This is a genomic window from Paraburkholderia acidiphila, from assembly GCF_009789655.1.
Lineage (GTDB): Bacteria > Pseudomonadota > Gammaproteobacteria > Burkholderiales > Burkholderiaceae > Paraburkholderia > Paraburkholderia acidiphila.
This window is the reverse complement of record NZ_CP046910.1, coordinates 218,918-235,319: the sequence shown is the minus strand read 5'-3', so window position 1 is coordinate 235,319 and position 16,402 is coordinate 218,918. Positions and strand designations below refer to the sequence as shown.

Sequence of the window (16,402 nt, the reverse complement as noted above, 5' to 3'; positions counted from 1 at the left end):
TGAACCGGCTGGCTTCTTGTCCGTAGCCGGCTTATCGATATGCTTTAACGGCGTCGCCCATCGTGGCGAAGGTCACACCTTCCTGCGCCTGCATGTGCTCGATCAACTTTTCCAGCATCTTCACGCGGGGGCCACGTCCGATGATCTCCGGGTGACACGTCAGCGTGAAAACGCCGCCTTCCTCATGCGCACAGTCGAACTCAGCCTTCCACGCCTTGTAGACGTCATCCACGTCCCGCAGCGCCGGATTGATGGGACGGGAGAGGAACTGGAAGTACGGAAAATCGTCCAGTTCCCAAGCCACCGGAAACTCAACGATCGAGCTTTCCGTTCCGGTGACGAAACCATCTTCGTTCAGTTCGTCACGCTTACGCGCGCGGTACGGGTGAAAGTCCGAAGCCATCAGGCTGCTGTCGTACTGCAGGCCCATCTCCTCGAGCAGCGAGATCGTGCTTTCGCTCAGGTCCCACGCAGGCGAGCGGTAGCCGACCGGTCGCACGCCAGTGACCTGCTCGAGGACTTCCGCGCTACGCTTGAGGAGGTCACGCTCTTCATCCACCGGCAGTCCGACCGGGGATTCGTGAACGAGGCCATGCAAACCGATTTCGTGGCCACTATTTACCAGCGCTTTCACCGCTCCCGGAAAGCTACGCGCCGTGTGTGCAGGGGTGAAAAACGTCGCCTTCACGTCACGGCGCGCCAGCATCGCGAGAATCCGCGGGAGGCCGACACGCACGCCATACTCGCCTCGCGAGATCGGCGTGGGTGAGACCTGTTTGAAAGTGCTCAGCCAGATCGATACTGCGTCGAAGTCGAACGTCAGGCAAACGGTCGTCATGATGGCAGCCCCAACGTGTCGGCCTCGCTGCCATCCAGCATGCGGCGCGCGATGACGAGCTTGTTGATGTCGTTGGTACCCTCACCGACGAGGTAGAGGGGTGCTTCGCGATAGAGGCGTTCGATCGTGAATTCGCTGATGTACCCGTATCCGCCGTGCACACGCAGCGCGTCCTGCACAACTTCTGCCGCGACTTCGCTCGCATAGAGCTTCGCCATTGCACCGAGCATGTCGGCACGTTCTCCGGCTTCCTTCTTGCGGGCGGCCTCCGCAGTCAGAAGACGCGCGGCGACGAGCTTCGTCGCCATGTCGGCCAGACGCAACTGGATTGCCTGGTGCCGGTCGATGGTCACGCCAAAGGTCTTGCGTTCGCTTGCATAGCGCTTCGCTTCGTCCAGTGCATTGGCAGCGAGACCGACTGCACTCGACGCAATCGCGATCCGGCCGATTTCAAGACCGTCGAGCAGCTGACGCATGCCCGCCCCCTCCTGAAGACCGACCATGGAGGCTGCCGGTACCTGCGCGTCCTCCAGGCGAATCTCGACCGTGTCGACGAGGCCGAAGCCCATCTTGTGGAACGTGCTGCCAACGGACACACCCGGGGCCTTCTTCTCGACCAGGAAAAGACTAAGGCGCGGCTTGCCAGTCGTCTCGTCCTTGCCGGTGCGCGTCAGCGTGAGCATCACGGTCGCTTTCTCGCCGTTGGTCACGAAGATCTTGTCGCCGCGAAGTCGGAAATTGTCGCCGTCTCGGGTCGCAACAGTCGTGATCGACTGAAGATCAGAGCCCGCACCCGGTTCCGTCAGACACAGCGCGCCGCGGTCCTCGCCGGTGGCCATCGTCGGCAGGTAGCGCTGCTTCTGTTCCTCCGTGCCGTGCGTTGCGATCACGTAAGCAACGGTAGCGTGGCTGTTGACGTATGCTGCCAGCGTCGTCCAACCCGCTGCGAGCACCTCCATGACCGCTGCGAAGACGGGCACGCGTAGTTGAAGGCCGCCATATGCCTCCGGCACGGCCAGCCCAAACAGGCCCAGCTCCTTGATGCCGGCGAGCAGCTCTGTCGGGAACGTCTGCTCACGTTCGAGTTTGGCGACCTGCGGTCGCACTTCCTTCGAAACGAAGCGGCGAACCGCTTCGACGATCTGGTTTTCGTCGTCGGTAAAGTTAAAAGTGCTCATTTAGGTTGCCGTCCATCCGCCATCAACTGCGATTGCCTGTCCCGTAACGTAGCTCGCCGCATCGGAGACGAGGAATACCGCAACGTCGGCGACTTCTTGCGGCAAGCCACGGCGGCGCGCCGGAATCATGCGCTTCCACGCGTCGGGATCAGCACCCACACCGCGATCCATCGGCACCGCATCGGCACCGAGGATCGTGCCCGAATTCTTTCGCACATCAGTCTGGATTGAACCCGGGCAGACGGCATTCACCGTGATGCCTTGCTCCGAGTAATCGCAGGCGAGCTGACGGGTGAGACCGACAACGCCGAACTTTGCTGCCGTGTACGACGCGCCGTCCGCAGCGCCACGTAGGCCGCCAACCGAGGACGTATTGATGATCCGACCGCCGCCGCCTTGAGCGAGCATGCGCTTGAGCGCGGACTTGCAGCCGAAGAAGCAGCCCTTCAGGTTGATGTCGACGATCTGATCCCAGAGCGCGGTGGTCGTATCGAGAATATTGGCGAAACCGTCGAACACACCCGCGTTGTTGATCATGATGTCCAGTCGACCGAAGCGTTTGACCGCCTCATCGACGAGATTGTCGACCTGTTCTTCGACGCGTACGTCCGTCTTGACGAAGTACACGTCGCCACCGTCGGCGCGCAGCGATTCAGCTACGTTCGCACCCTCGTCTGCGAGAATGCCACCGATGACTACCTTTGCGCCGGATTTAGCTAGCGTGCGCGAGATCGCAAGGCCGATACCGCTTTCGCCCCCTGTGATTACCGCAACACGACCGGAAAGATCAAACATTGACATAGCCTCCATAAATTGCAGTCGCCTGGCGCTGATTCGCGTCCTTGGGCGTCGAACGTGTCAACCTGATACAGCAGAAAAAACCGAGCAATAGAAAAATTCGACCCGGTGGTCAGTATGAACCATTTCGCCGCAAAGTCAAAAACATTTTCTGACGGTTGAGCATCCCACGCGTGCGCGGGCCGCACGGCGACGCGCCGACACCAGGAAAGGCAAGCGTAACGGGGCGCAAGGGGGGCATTTCCGCCCGGCATTCGGGGGAAGATCGTAGGCAGGCAAACGCATCGCACACAGACGTGCGCAATCGCCCCTGAGCCGCATGGCGGCTCAGGGGCGCAGAAAGAGGTTAGATCTGGACTTTAGGGGAATGCGCGCTCACAGACCAGCGAGCGCCTTCCGGTGCCTTCATGCGCCTGCCAGCAACTGGCCGGCTTGCGGCTGCCTGCCGACGGAAGCGCCGTTCGCTTGCGTGAATCCGTCCATGAGCATCGACACGTAGTGTTTCGCGATCGTCGTGGCCGGCAGTGCACCTTCGGGTTTGAACCAGGTATAAAGGGAATTGCACATGCCGAGAATCGCACGCACCGCGACACCGGGTGGGATGTCCTTGAAGTCGCCGTTCGCCACGCCTTGCGCATAGAGCAACTCGAGCTTGGCATCGTATTCGCGCTTGCGCATCGCTATCTGTCGGCGCTGCGCGTCGTCGAGCTCGCTTTCGTCGCGGTAGTAGATCGCATTCCACTCCGGCCGCTGCATGACATGCTGAGCATGCTCAATGATGAGCCTCGACAAGGTCTCACGCGGCCCAAGGTTCAGGCTCGCAACCGTCGAGATCATGCGGAAATAGTCGTCAAAGCAGCGAGCGAAGATCTGCCAAAGGATCTCACTCTTGCTTTTGAAATAGTAGTAGACGACCGACTTCGAATAGCCCAGATTCGACGCGATATCGTCAATCGTTACAGCCCTGAATCCGCGCCGAGCAAATAGACTCACTGCAGATAGCAGAATCTCTTCCTGTACGTAAGCCTGCTTGCGGGCCTTGAGCTCCTGGCGTCGGTCACTGGTCATGTCTTTTACTCTTCGTGTTGACGAGCCGGCTCGTCAGGGCGCCTGCATTGCGTCGGCGGCCCGTTCGCCTACGCGTTCCTGCGCGGTCACCTTGACTGCTTCGGGGATAGGCTTGCTCCGACGCGCCTCCAGATCAAAATAAACCGAGGTCATGTGCACTTCCGCGGCCACTGCTCCCTGGGGACCCGAAAGGACATGGTGCGTCTTGAGTGAACTGTTGCCCACTCCCGTCACACGACTCTCAACCTTGAACAGATCTCCGACGCGCAACTCCGCGCGAAAATCGATCTCGTATCGAACATCGGCCCAGCCTTCGTGCCGGTCGGTGCGCCACGCCGGGTCATATCCAATTGATTCGACGAGATGCCACATTGCCTGATCGAATGCCGCCACGTAGTACTGGACCGTCATGTGGCCCATCGCGTCGGATTGCGCAGGATAGACGACGCCTCGATATGTTTGCATTGGTCAGAGCAGGCTGCAAATTTAATATGTCTAAATTGTCCGTTTTTTTGACCAACAAGTCAAATCAGGGCGAACCAGAGCAGTGTGTTCAGAGCTCAGGTTCGCGCGCGCCCAACGGACCGAATTCTTCTTACTCCGCACGCCCCAGTCGAGGGACGTGTTTACTCGAATGTCTTGTCAATTTCTGCTTGCGCCTTGATCCATGCCTTGCGCGTATTGGCCGTGACCGACTTGTAATAGTCCTGCTTCGGCTGTTGGTAATAGCCGGCTCGCGAGATCTGGTAAGCGTTCGCACGACGCAGATCCGCGAGCGGCTCCGCAACCTTCAGCGCCATCAGATTTGGATTGATTACCGGCACTTCCGCCGGCGTTCCACCGTTGATCAGGTACGTCTGGTAGCAAGCCGCGATGATCGTGCAGTTCAGGATAATCGCCTCTGCCCCCGTCTTTTCAACCGTGCGCCGGGCAACTTCGAGCACGTCACGGCCCACGCCGTCCGGATCCTTGATCATGTCGCGGATGTACCAGTCGATCACTTCAAAACCCCGGATGTTGCCGTCCAGACCGGTGATCTTTGCGTGATCCTGCATGTATTCACACGCTTTCCGATGATCGGTCACGATGGCGACCGAGCGGCCGAAGTACGGCGCCATCTGCAGCGACGCTTCCATCGGTCCGATCACCGGTATGTCAACCAGCTCGCGGCCGACCCGAACGCCCGGGTCGTAGCAGCAACCGGAGATCACTGCATCAAACCCTGCCTCCTCCGAGCGCTGGATCGCCTCGAACAGCGACATCTCCATCAGATGCTTGGGGTAGAAGTAGTCCGGATCTGCCGTTGCACCTTCGAGGTGTGAGATTACAAGTTCAGTGCCTTCTGCAGCATAGTGCGAAAGCGTCTTCTCGATGATCTCGTCGTAGGCATGAGTGCCGAACGGATTGATGAAGTTAATTTTCCTGGCCATACAATTCCTGATTTAGACAAACTACAGAGGTTCTCTGGGCTACTTCGCGTACGTCGCGACAGCCGCGCTGGAGTGCAGAGACGTCGTCTCAGCGCACTCCGCGGCGCTGTCACGCCGGTTGCGCCTTCCGGTGCATCATGACCTTCCATTCGCCTTCCTGAACCACCTCGTTACGCTGGTTGCGGATGGCCACGTAGAACGTCACGATACCCGTGCCCGGCTTCTTCGTCTCGCGCTTGGCGAGCACCTTCTCGTACACGTGGATCGTGTCGCCAATCTTCACCGGACCGCGCATGTCCCACGTCATCCCGAGGAACGCCACCGCCGTGCCCTCCTTGATCCCCAGGCGGCTCTCCAGGCCCGTCGCGATCGCGAACGCGGCCGGACCGTGCAGGATACGGCCGCCGAAGATCGTGTTGCGCGCGAACTCTTCGTCCGTGTGCACCGGGTTGTTGTCGCCCGTGAGCGCCGTGAACATCACGATGTCCGCTTCGGTGATCGTGCGACGCGGCGAATTCCACTCCGTACCCTCTTCGAGTTCCTCGTAGAACTTCGCATTCGGGCCGATACCGGTAGCCACTTCTGCTTGCTCGCTCATTGGATCAATCCCTTTAAATATACCGGCCGTGGCCTGTCTCTGTATGTCCCGAATATCCCGACGCCATGTTCGGAGCGCCGGGGCTTCGCCTTATTTCGCGTCCGCGAAGCGCGGATCGCCGACCTTCGCAGCCTCGGGGCTGAGGCCAGCTCCCTTGAGGATTTGCGTGATTTCGCCGTTTTTGTGCATCTCGTCGATCGACGCGTTGAGCGCCGCCCCCAGGGCCTGATTGCTCTTGTTGTACAAGTACCCCGTTTGTGCCGGCTTCACGGACGAACGTACACGCTCATCCGGATCGGCGATTTCAATCTTGATGCCCTTGAAGCCGCCCTTCTTTTGCGCCTCAATGCCGGCGGTATAGGTATCCACCGCCGCGTCGAGCCGGCCTGTCTGGAGATCCTGCGCCATTGCAACGGGGTTGGGATACAACTTGAGCTTATCCCCGAAGATCGCCTGCAGTTCAGGCACCCAGAGATACCCCTGAACCGTGCCAACGGAGCGCCCCTTGAGGTCGCTCAGCTTCTTGGTGCCGTCATGCGTATAGATCCCCATGAGTTCGAGATACAGCGGGTCCGATACACCCATCACCTGTGATCGCTTCTCGGTGCGATACCACGAAGCCGACGAGATGTCGGCGCGCCCCGAAACGACATACTGCAGCGATGCTGCGTCGTCGGCAGACGTAGCCTTGATCGTCAAGCATTCCTTGTCGGCAAAGCGCTTCAGAATGTCGGCGTCCACGCCAACGAATTTTCCGTCCTTGTCGACGCTGTCGAACGGCGGGTAAGTAATCGTCGAGACAGTCAACACGCCGGGCGTCACCGTGTCGAACTTGTGCGCCGGCTTGCAGTCGGCGGCAAACGCCATCTCGCCGGTAAGGACTCCAGAGATTACCAGTGCTACGTAGGAAACGCGCATAAAATGGGACTTCATTTTGGTGCTCCTCGTCTATTGTCGAACCAGGTTTCAACTACTAAATAAAATTCTCCGATCTTCCTACTCATGCCTGGAGAAATGGCGCTCCATCCGGCCAATCATCAGCGTCGAAGGAACACAGATACACGCGTACAGCAACCCGGTAAGGATGAGCACCGGCATGTAGCGGAACGTGCTTGAGCCGATGTCATTTGCTCGACTCACCAGTTCGGGAAGAGCGACGGTGAAGCACAGCGAGGTTGCTTGCAGCATCAGCAGGCTATAGCCGAGAAGCGGAGGGATGGCGACGCGCAAGCCTTGGGGTAACACAATCAGGCGGAAGCTGTCGCGCGTGCTCAGCCCTATTGCGAACGCCGCCTCACGCTGCCCGAAAGGAACCGACTGAAGGCCGGCCCGGATGATCTCGCTTGTGTAAGCGCCAGCGTTCAGCGCGAGCGCAAGAACCGATGACGCGAACGACGACAATGTCAACCCTGTCGTCGGAAGACCAAAATACAGGAACTGAAGCAAGATCAACGCTGGCGCACCACGACCGAGCTCGATCAAGACGATCGAAACATAGCGGACGAATCGCGATGGAGCACTAACGCCAACGGCGAGCACAAGACCAAGCGGAATTCCAAGGACGAGACATGCAACGGTGACTTCAATGCTGATGCGTAACCCGGCCAGCAAGCTCGGCAGCCACTCCACCCAAAGTTGAAGAATCTCGTTCATCGCGCCACCCGTACTCGAAGTCGATTGTCAAGCGTGCGTGTACCCAACGCCATCACAATGCTGATGCAGAAGTACATAACGCCAGCCGTCGCATAAACCTCAATACCCCTGAATGTGTCCATCGAAACGTGATACGCCGCGGATGCGAGTTCCGGCACGCCAATCGTGGATGCCACGGCCGTGTCCTTCAGCAGACCAATCGCATAGGTCGCAGATGACGGCAGGGCCACGCGAAAGATTTGGGGGCCGAGGACGTCGACGTATTGGCGGAGCGGAGAGAGGCCCAGGACCTTTGCCGCTTCATACTGACCCGCCGGTACCGATTTCAGCGCCCCGCGATAGATTTCGGCGACGTTGCCTGCAGTGATGAGGGCAAGGCCCAGCACGCCCGAGACAAACGGGCTCAGATGCAGCAGACCGCTTCCGATGCCGAAAAAGATGAAGAACAGCCAGACGATTGGCGGGATCGATCTCAGAATCAGGATGATGGAAAGGCCAACCGTGCGGACAATGCCAAAACGGGAAACTCGCAGGGCACAAAGCGGAATTGCGAGAACCGCTCCCGCGAGAAATGAGAATACTGTCAAGGCGATGGTCCAAGGGATTGCGTCGACCATCGCGATCGCGATCGTGCGAACAAGTTCGAACATTACCGGTCCCTCACTGCGGAAAGAAACTTCGCCACACGTTCGTGACGCGGGTGGTTCATCACCTGATCGCTGGCACCCTCTTCGAGAATGACGCCGTCGGCCATCACAATGACGCGATCCGAGACGTTCTCTGCAAAGCGCATTTCGTGAGTCACGACAATCATTGTCATGCCGTCGTCCGCAAGCTCCCGCATCACGGCGAGAACCTCGAGACCGACTTCGGGGTCGAGCGCTGAGGTAGGCTCGTCGAACAGCATGATCTTCGGATCGAGTGCGAGAGCCCGCGAGATCGCGATACGTTGCTGCTGCCCGCCCGAACATCGCGCCGGGTATTGGGCCGCCTTGCTCGCCAGGCCCACGCGCTCCAGCAACTGCATCGATCTGGCGTCGGCGTCCCGCTTGTTGCGACCCAGCACGCGCTGCTGCGCCAGGCTCACGTTCTGCAGCACCGTGAGATGGGGAAACAGGTTGAACGATTGAAACACCATGCCGAGCGTGCGGCGGAAGTGGTTCATATCCGTACGTGAGGTCTTCTGTCCAGCACGAATTGTCACGCCGTCAACTGTCACGCTACCTTCTGTCGGCGGCTCCAGTTGATTGATGCAACGCAACAGCGTGCTTTTACCGGAGCCGCTAGGTCCGATGATCGCGAGAACTTCACCTGCAGCCATCTGGAGGTCCACGCCGCAGAGCACCTGATGCTCTCCGAAGGACTTCTTGACGCCGTCCAGTTGCATGAGTGGCGCCCCAACACGCCCGGTGTTTGGCTGTTTCATACCAATTGCCGAAAGATCAGTCATGGTCACCGCTTCTATCGATGATGAGTCAACGCGCCCTGAGGTTCGCAGCACACGAACACGATCCGTCTGAGGGCCGCACACCTGAAGAGACTGGCCGGAATAGTGGTTTGAGAAATTTGAATACTCCCAACCCATAAAATTCGACCGTTGAGTCAGTATGCACGAATTCAGATCGAGGTCAAAAAAGTTTTTTTAGTGAGCGCTGCGCCCGCGAACACCCGCTCGAAACGTCAGGACCCAGGTCTGGCAAGGCTTTCCGCGACCGGACGAGATCACGGACTGTTGATCTTGCGGGCGCCTGGGACTTTCCCTGACGCACTGGCATAGAGGAAAGCACCGTCGCCGCAGAGCCAATCCTCAGTAACGGCTTACAAAAGCGGACTGTGTCATGCGCGATATTGACCAATAAGACTAAAAAGCATACTCTTCGGTCAGTTCAAATTTGCCACCACTGTGGATAGGGGACCGTGGGCACTGTGCCTCCCGTATTCACACCGTAAGCGCGGGACGAAATGAACACATTGGAACATCAACTGGAGTATCCCTTTGGGGACAACCTCCCTTCTGGCGGCAAGCTGCTTGAGGTCGCCGACGACGTCTTCTGGCTCCGCATGCCGCTTCCGTTTGCCCTTGATCACATCAATCTCTGGTTACTGAGGGACGAGATCGATGGGCGCCCGGGCTGGTCCGTCGTCGACTGCGGCGTCGCGACGGACACGACAAAGGCACTCTGGGAACACCTGTTCACTACGGCTCTTAACGGCTTGCCCGTTCTGCGCGTTCTGGTAACGCATTGCCACCCTGATCATCTGGGGCTCGCGCAATGGCTGGTTGCCGGCGGCAACCATGCGCGCTGGAATGCCTCGCTGTGGACCACGCAGGGAGAATATCTGTTTGGGCGCACGCTCCTTGGCGGCGCAAGTTCGAACGTAGCAGGGCCTGGCGCGGCGCTGCATTTCGCTAGAAATGGCCTCGATGACGAGGGGCTTCTGCGCCAGATCCGCGAGCGCTCGAGCTACTACCCGGATCTTGTGCCTGTGATTCCTCCGGCCTATCGGCGCGTTTGCGACGGGGAAGTTATTTCGATCGGCCGGCGGAAGTGGGAAGTCGTGACTGGATTCGGCCACTCCCCCGAACACGCCGCTTTTTACTGTGCCGCTGATGAGTTGCTGATCTCCGGAGACATGATCCTCCCGCGGATTTCAACGAACGTCTCCGTCTTCGACATGGAGCCCGACGCTGATCCGCTCGCGCTGTACCTCACGTCCCTCGAGCGCTACGCGGGCATGCCGGAAAGGTCTCTCGTGCTGCCCGCACACGGAAAGCCGTTCCGCGGTTTGCAAACGCGCATCAAACAGCTTAGAGACCATCACGCCGCGCGCCTTGACGAGGCTTTCGCTGCGTGTTGCCAGCACGCACGAACTGCGGCTGAGCTTGTACCCATCCTCTTCAAGCGAAAGCTCGACGCACATCAGTCGGCCTTCGCGATGGGCGAGGCAATCGCGCACCTGCACATGCTATGGCGCAGTGGCAAACTCGACCGGTTCATGGATGGTCACGGGAGATATCGGTTCACCGCCCGGCTGCCGTGTGAATCGCCCTCTGATGACATCCTGACCCCAGCGGGCGCTGGCGTCACCGTGCCGATGGCGTGACGTCACATATCGAGGCGCAGGGTTACCTCTTTCGATAAATCTCTTCCAAGGTGTATCCAATGGGCAAGAAATACCATATTGCAGTGATTCCTGGCGATGGAATCGGAGTCGAAGTGATGCCCGAAGCAATTCGGGCGCTCGACGCAGTTAGTCAGCGTTTCGGTATCGAACTCGAGTACCACAACAAGGAGTGGGCGAGCTGCGACTACTATCTCGTGCACGGCACGATGATGCCTGTGGACTGGAAGGAACAACTGCTGCAGTGCGACGCTATCCTTTTTGGTGCGGTCGGCTGGCCTGAGAAGGTGCCCGATCACATCTCCCTGTGGGGATCGCTGTTGAAGTTCCGTCGCGAATTCGATCAGTACATCAACCTGCGCCCCGCTCGCCTCTTTGATGGGGTTCCGTCTCCCCTCGCGGGACGCAAGGTCGGCGATATCGACTTCATGATCGTCCGCGAAAACACCGAGGGCGAATATACGGCCGTGGGTGGCGTCATGTTCGAAGGTACAGCTCGCGAATTCGTCACACAGGAAGCGATCTTTACCCGGCACGGCAGCGAACGCGTGCTCGACTTCGCATTCAAGCTCGCCCAGCGGCGCAAGAAAAAGATCACCGTTGCGACGAAGAGCAACGGCGTGGCCGTCAGCATGCCGTGGTGGGATCAACGCGCAGCCGAGGCCGCCGCGCGCCACCCCGACGTGAAATGGGACAAGCAGCACATTGATATTCTTTCCGCACGCTTTGTCCTGTCGCCCGACCGCTTCGATGTCGTGGTCGCGACCAATCTTTTCGGTGACATCCTTTCCGATCTTGGCCCCGCGTGTACGGGCACGATCGGCATCGCGCCGTCAGGCAACCTGAATCCCGAGCGCACTTTCCCTTCGTTGTTCGAGCCAGTTCACGGATCGGCACCCGACATTGCAGGTAAGAACGTTGCGAATCCGATCGGCATGATCTGGTCTGCGGCAATGATGCTGGACTTCCTCGGAAACGGGGCTGGCGCCGAGCACGACGCAGCTAACGCCATCGTCGCCGCAATCGAAGCTACGTTGCGCCAGGGACCGCGTACGCACGATCTTGGTGGCGCGGCCAGCACTTCGGATGTGGGCGGTGCAATCGCTTCGCGCATCGCTTGACGCAAGGGAGCGCTGCCTGCCGTCTTGCGGTAGGCAGCGCTCGCCCTCAAGATTTACGGCTTTAGGACTGAGGGCTGCCATACCCCTGTCGCTTCGACCTGCGATGCGAATTGAACGAGAAGATCCTCCCTGCCAAACGGTGCAATGACCTGGACTCCCACCGGCAGACCGGCTTCCGTCCAGTGTAACGGCAGGTTCGCCGCGGGTTGCCCCGACGCATTGACGATCGCGAGGTGCGTGGAATACCTCGCTACCGACTCCCGGAAATCGACAAAGCTCCCTCTCATTGCAAGTTCCCCATGCGGGGCGGCCGGCCGGGTCAGGGTCGAAGTGAGGATAAGGTCGCAGTCGACGAAACACCGGTCAAGCGCTCTGCCAATCGAGTGAAACGTCGCGATATCCGCGGCATATTGCTTTGCCGTGATGGCTTGCCCGACTTCGTAGCCGTCAAGCATTGCCTCTTCGAGATCGTCCGAGGTAAGTGCCCTTTTCTGCACCGCCAGTCGGCCGTCCACGGTTAGGGCGAGATTCGCCGCGAGAACACGCGTGTGCGCCGCGACGAACCGCTCGTATTGCAGTTCGGCCGGCGCGCGCGCTGACTCAACCACGTGACCGAGGGAGGCGAAAAGTTGAGTCGCTTTCTCAAGCGCACCGACACACTCCGGCGCAAGTTCGACAGCTGTCAAGGGATCGCGCCAAACCTTGATGCGCAGCGGTCGGTCGAACGGGCGCAGAACGAATCCGGTTAGCGGAGCGCCAACGGGTGACGCATACGGCGCACCGGGTTCGTACCCGCCGACTGCATCGAGCGCGGTCGCCGTGTCGCGCACCGTTCGGCTAAGAACGCCGTCAGTCGCGAGGCCACCCCAACCCTCCCCACGTAGCGGCCCCATCGGAATGCGCCCACGCGAGGATTTGAGACCGAATACACCGCAGCACGAAGCCGGGATTCTGATCGAGCCGCCGCCATCACTGGCGTGCGCCACTGGCACGATCCCCGCTGCAACGGCCACTGCAGCGCCTCCGCTCGAACCACCCGACGAGCGTGTACGGTCATAGGGGTTCAGCGTGGGGCCACCGTTAGCCTTTGCCTCCGTTGTGGGCGCCATGCATAGTTCCGGCACCGTAGTACGAGCAAACGCCAGCAAACCAGCGGTCTCAAAACGCTGGCACAAGGTCGCATCAATCTCATGTTCGATACCTGCAAACAGGTTCGATCCAATGTTCGATTTCAACCGCCGCGATGGCAAACCGGAGTCCTTGAGAAGGAACGGAATGCCGGAGAATGGACCCGTCTGTTTCCACTGCCGCGCAAACGAGCGAGCCGCGTCGTATTCCGGGAGACAGATAGCGTTGTACATGGCACCAACGCTGCTCGCGAGACGAATCGCGCACTCCATCAACTCAACGGGCGTGACCTGACCGGATGCCAACAGACCGGCGAGGTCTACGGCGTCATACTGGATATATTCGCGTTCATTCATTTCGGACAAGTTCTCCCCTGTGGGATTGCGCGCCGACGCCCGCATGCGTTCAATGGAATGTCAAGTCGGCGGAGCCATCGGCGAATCGCGGCGGACAGAATGCCGTTACCGGCGGCGGCACCTCGCAACGTACGACGTCGACCAGCACTGTTTGCGAGGTCGACGACTGAGACAGCCGTGACGCCCCTCTGTCGGATGTCACTGCGTTCGGATTGCCGTGTTTTTCCAGCGACCGGGGAGATCCCGGTTCGGCGGGATCAAACCAGGCGCCTGTCGCGATCTGCACTACGCCGGCGCGAAGGTGATCCGATATCCTCAATGAGGCGACAAACGAGCCTCGCTCATTGAACGCCACCACCAGGTCCCCGTCAGCGAGCTGACGCGAAATCGCATCCCGTGGGTGCATGGTCAGCACCTCCCTACCGTCCCGTTTGGAGGCACGACTCAGACTCGAGGGATCGAGCTGACTGTGCAAACGGGTTGCGGGCTGATGTGAGAGCAGGTGTAGAGGAAAGCGGCCGGCGATTTCGGCCCCACGCCATTCCGTTGGTTCGAGCCACGAGGGATGCGGCGGGCAGTCCGGATAGGCATACTTCTCTATGGTGGCCGAATACAGTTCGATCTTGCCTGATGGCGTCCCAAGTCGATGCGCCGCCGGATCGCGCCGAAATTCCTCGAACATCAACGGGGCGTCGCAGCATGCGTCGTTCGGGAACGCATACCTTCCGACCTCCCAGAACTCGTCGAACTCCGGTGGCGCGTAGCCTCGTTCGATCGCCCTCGCCCGGGCATCCGTGTACATCTTGCACAGCCACTGCATTTCGCTCCTGCCCTCGGTGTATGCATCGCCACAACCGAATCGGTCCGCGAGTTCCAAAAAGATATCGTAGTCGTTGCGCGCATGCGCGAACGGCGGAAGTGCCTGATACATCGCGAGGTAGTGCCTCTGCATGTCCGCCGCGAGAATATCGTTGCGCTCGAGGGTTGTCGTCGATGGCAGCACGATGTCCGCAAACCGCGCTGCTGGATTCCACCACGGTTCGTTGACCACGACGAGGTCCGGGCGCCGCCAGGCTTCAACGAAGCGATTCAGGTTCGCGTTGTGATGAAATGGATTTCCGCCCGCCGAATACACGATCTTGATGTCAGGGAGGGTGAGCTGTGCGCCGTCATATTCGATGACAGCGCCTGGGTGGAGCAGCATGTCAGCCACCCGTCCAATGGGTACGGCGATTTTCACAGGGTTGTCGCCCAGCGGCATAGTCGGTCGAGGAATCCTTGCTGGACGCTCAACGGCGTTGCCGTTCACGGCACCGATTCCTATGCTGAATCCGCAACCAGGACGTCCGATCTGGCCAAGCATGCTCGCGAGCGCAATCGCCATCCAGATGGGCTGCTCGCCGTGTTCGGCGCGCTGGACGGACCACGAGACACAAATCAGCGTCCGCTTCGTCGCCATGGATCTTGCTAGCTGCCGGATCGTTTGACTGTCGACTCCGCAGATGCTCGACGCCCAATTGGCGTCTTTAACGATGCCGTCCTCCAGGCCTACGAGATAGTCGCGGAGTGCATCAAAGCCCACGCAATAGCGCTGGAGAAATTCGACGCAGTGCAGTCCCTCGTCGATCAGCGTGTGAGCGAGACCAAGCATCATCGCCACATCCGTATTCGGAACAATGGGAAGCCACTCAGGATCCAGCGCTGCCGGCGTGTCTTCACGCGCCGGGCTTACATTCACAAATCGAACGCTTCGGCGTGCGGCCCGTGAAATCCACTCGCTGCTTTCATGCAATACCGCGCCGCCTGCGTCCACCTGCATGTTCTTTTCATGCATTCCACCGAAAAGGACGACCTGCTGAGCGTGATCAGCGATAGCCCTCCACGGCATGACCAGCGAGGTGATGTCGCTTCTTCCAATCACATAGGGTGCAATATGCATGGCGGCGCCGAAGCTGTGATTGCCTCGCTTGTCCACGTATCCACCGATCAGACCGAGGAAGCGCTTAAGAACGCTTGGGGCGTGATGCAACCGCCCAGCGCTTGCCCACCCATATGAACCGCCATAGATCGATTCGTTGCCATGCAGCGAAATCGCTTCGCGCAACCCCTCTTCGACGAGGCTTAGCGCAACATCCCAACTCACAGGTACAAACGGTTCTGTTCCTCGCGCACCTCGTGAGGCCTTGCGGCGCTGCAAATAACCACGCCTGATGTGGGGGCATGTGACACGTAAGGGACTATGAACCATTTCGACAAGTCCCGCGATCAGCGCACTTGGATGCGGGTCATCCTTAAACGGCTCAACTCCTACAATCCGGCCTCCAGCAACCTCGACCGTGTAAGCCCCCCAATGAGAGGCTGTCTGGAACCTTCGCCCGGAATTCAAAGCTGATTTCCTCCCCAGGGGCGGGAGTGCGGTCCCATGCCACCGCGCCGCCCTCAAATGCCCGGACGCACGTGTCCCCGCCCCGCTCACCCCCCGCGCAATGACACAAACCGAGCAGGGTAAAAAATAGACTGCCCGGTCAGTATGACACACGAAAGCAAGAGTACCCAACCGTATATTTTCCCCGGACGGGTTTTCCCTGGCCAAGGCACCCGCGCCTTTTCTCTTCTTGCGTTCCCAAAATTTGGCGTTATATACTTGGTGGTCAGTTTTTTAATACACTTGGTTTTTTCAACCCTACTTGAGGTGCTCACATGCTCACTCCAGTCAATGCCCCCGGTGGCGCATTCCCCGGCGTTTCGCAGGCCATGCAGATCTCCGGCGGAGATCTGCTCATCCTCAGCGGCCACGTCGGTACCGATGAAAACGGCAATCTGGTCGAAGGCGGTTTCGAAGGCCAACTGCGTGCGACCTACAATAACCTCAAGGCAACGCTCGCGGTCGCCGGCGTCGGTTTCGAAGCGGTCGCTCGTATGACACACTACGTCTCCGAGTTCGATCCTTCGCTGCTGCCGATCCTGCGCAAGGTTCGTGCGGAGTTCATCAACAATGACGCGCCCCCCTCCGCGGCACTTATTCCCGTCGTACAGTTGTACGATAAGGCAGTACTGGTGGAAGTCGATGGCATCGCCGTCCTCCCGTCCAAGACTCGCATCGGTTGAAAC

Annotated in this window: 16 protein-coding genes; 3 read left to right on the top strand and 13 right to left on the bottom strand. The window is 59.4% G+C overall.

What is annotated here, in order from left to right:
- Positions 1 to 31 precede the first annotated feature (31 nt).
- The 11 genes from FAZ97_RS15520 to FAZ97_RS15470 form a co-directional block, all read right to left on the bottom strand.
- Entirely contained in the window at positions 32 to 838 is an 807-nt protein-coding gene (locus FAZ97_RS15520) for a polysaccharide deacetylase family protein (RefSeq protein WP_158759363.1), read from the bottom strand.
- Positions 835 to 2,016: an acyl-CoA dehydrogenase family protein gene (locus tag FAZ97_RS15515; RefSeq protein ID WP_158759362.1), complete on the bottom strand. Its 1,182-nt coding sequence runs from the start codon at positions 2,014 to 2,016 to the stop codon at positions 835 to 837. The genes FAZ97_RS15520 and FAZ97_RS15515 overlap by 4 nt, the downstream gene beginning before the upstream one ends.
- Positions 2,017 to 2,811, bottom strand: a complete 795-nt coding sequence (locus FAZ97_RS15510) for an SDR family NAD(P)-dependent oxidoreductase (protein ID WP_158759361.1) — start codon at positions 2,809 to 2,811, stop codon at positions 2,017 to 2,019.
- Between the two features lie 408 nt (positions 2,812 to 3,219).
- Positions 3,220 to 3,882, bottom strand: a complete 663-nt coding sequence (locus tag FAZ97_RS15505) for a TetR/AcrR family transcriptional regulator (protein WP_158759360.1) — start codon at positions 3,880 to 3,882, stop codon at positions 3,220 to 3,222.
- A gap of 33 nt (positions 3,883 to 3,915) precedes the next feature.
- Positions 3,916 to 4,293 (bottom strand): acyl-CoA thioesterase, encoded by a 378-nt coding sequence (locus FAZ97_RS15500; RefSeq protein WP_233271767.1) that lies wholly within the window; start codon positions 4,291 to 4,293, stop codon positions 3,916 to 3,918.
- 215 nt (positions 4,294 to 4,508) lie between these two features.
- On the bottom strand, positions 4,509 to 5,312 hold the full coding sequence (locus FAZ97_RS15495; RefSeq protein WP_199272134.1) for an aspartate/glutamate racemase family protein: 804 nt from the start codon (positions 5,310 to 5,312) through the stop codon (positions 4,509 to 4,511).
- A gap of 109 nt (positions 5,313 to 5,421) precedes the next feature.
- Positions 5,422 to 5,910, bottom strand: coding sequence for a MaoC/PaaZ C-terminal domain-containing protein (locus tag FAZ97_RS15490; protein ID WP_158759358.1), 489 nt, complete (start codon positions 5,908 to 5,910; stop codon positions 5,422 to 5,424).
- 90 nt (positions 5,911 to 6,000) lie between these two features.
- Positions 6,001 to 6,828 carry a substrate-binding periplasmic protein gene (locus FAZ97_RS15485; RefSeq protein WP_158759357.1) on the bottom strand — a complete coding sequence of 276 codons (828 nt, stop codon included), beginning with the start codon at positions 6,826 to 6,828 and terminating at the stop codon, positions 6,001 to 6,003.
- Between the two features lie 78 nt (positions 6,829 to 6,906).
- A complete protein-coding gene (locus tag FAZ97_RS15480) occupies positions 6,907 to 7,563 on the bottom strand; it encodes an amino acid ABC transporter permease (protein WP_158759356.1) in 657 nt (218 codons plus the stop codon).
- Complete coding sequence (locus FAZ97_RS15475) at positions 7,560 to 8,213, bottom strand: amino acid ABC transporter permease (RefSeq protein ID WP_158759355.1); 654 nt, start codon at positions 8,211 to 8,213, stop codon at positions 7,560 to 7,562. Before FAZ97_RS15475 ends, FAZ97_RS15480 begins: the two co-directional genes overlap by 4 nt.
- On the bottom strand, positions 8,213 to 9,013 hold the full coding sequence (locus tag FAZ97_RS15470) for an amino acid ABC transporter ATP-binding protein (RefSeq protein ID WP_158759354.1): 801 nt from the start codon (positions 9,011 to 9,013) through the stop codon (positions 8,213 to 8,215). Before FAZ97_RS15470 ends, FAZ97_RS15475 begins: the two co-directional genes overlap by 1 nt.
- A 512-nt stretch (positions 9,014 to 9,525) precedes the next feature.
- On the opposite strand from FAZ97_RS15470, the gene FAZ97_RS15465 reads away from it, so the two are divergent.
- Both FAZ97_RS15465 and FAZ97_RS15460 read left to right on the top strand, forming a co-directional pair.
- Complete coding sequence (locus FAZ97_RS15465) at positions 9,526 to 10,668, top strand: MBL fold metallo-hydrolase (RefSeq protein ID WP_158759353.1); 1,143 nt, start codon at positions 9,526 to 9,528, stop codon at positions 10,666 to 10,668.
- 59 nt (positions 10,669 to 10,727) lie between these two features.
- Positions 10,728 to 11,807 carry a tartrate dehydrogenase gene (locus FAZ97_RS15460; protein WP_158759352.1) on the top strand — a complete coding sequence of 360 codons (1,080 nt, stop codon included), beginning with the start codon at positions 10,728 to 10,730 and terminating at the stop codon, positions 11,805 to 11,807.
- A gap of 53 nt (positions 11,808 to 11,860) precedes the next feature.
- Here the strand turns inward: FAZ97_RS15460 and FAZ97_RS15455 are convergent, their stop codons facing one another.
- Positions 11,861 to 13,291: an amidase gene (locus FAZ97_RS15455; protein ID WP_158759351.1), complete on the bottom strand. Its 1,431-nt coding sequence runs from the start codon at positions 13,289 to 13,291 to the stop codon at positions 11,861 to 11,863.
- 49 nt (positions 13,292 to 13,340) lie between these two features.
- Complete coding sequence (locus tag FAZ97_RS15450) at positions 13,341 to 15,677, bottom strand: molybdopterin-dependent oxidoreductase (RefSeq protein WP_199272133.1); 2,337 nt, start codon at positions 15,675 to 15,677, stop codon at positions 13,341 to 13,343.
- 314 nt (positions 15,678 to 15,991) lie between these two features.
- Here FAZ97_RS15450 and FAZ97_RS15445 point away from each other — a divergent pair, with 314 nt between their 5' ends.
- A complete protein-coding gene (locus FAZ97_RS15445; protein WP_158759350.1) occupies positions 15,992 to 16,399 on the top strand; it encodes a RidA family protein in 408 nt (135 codons plus the stop codon).
- Positions 16,400 to 16,402: the final 3 nt, after the last annotated feature.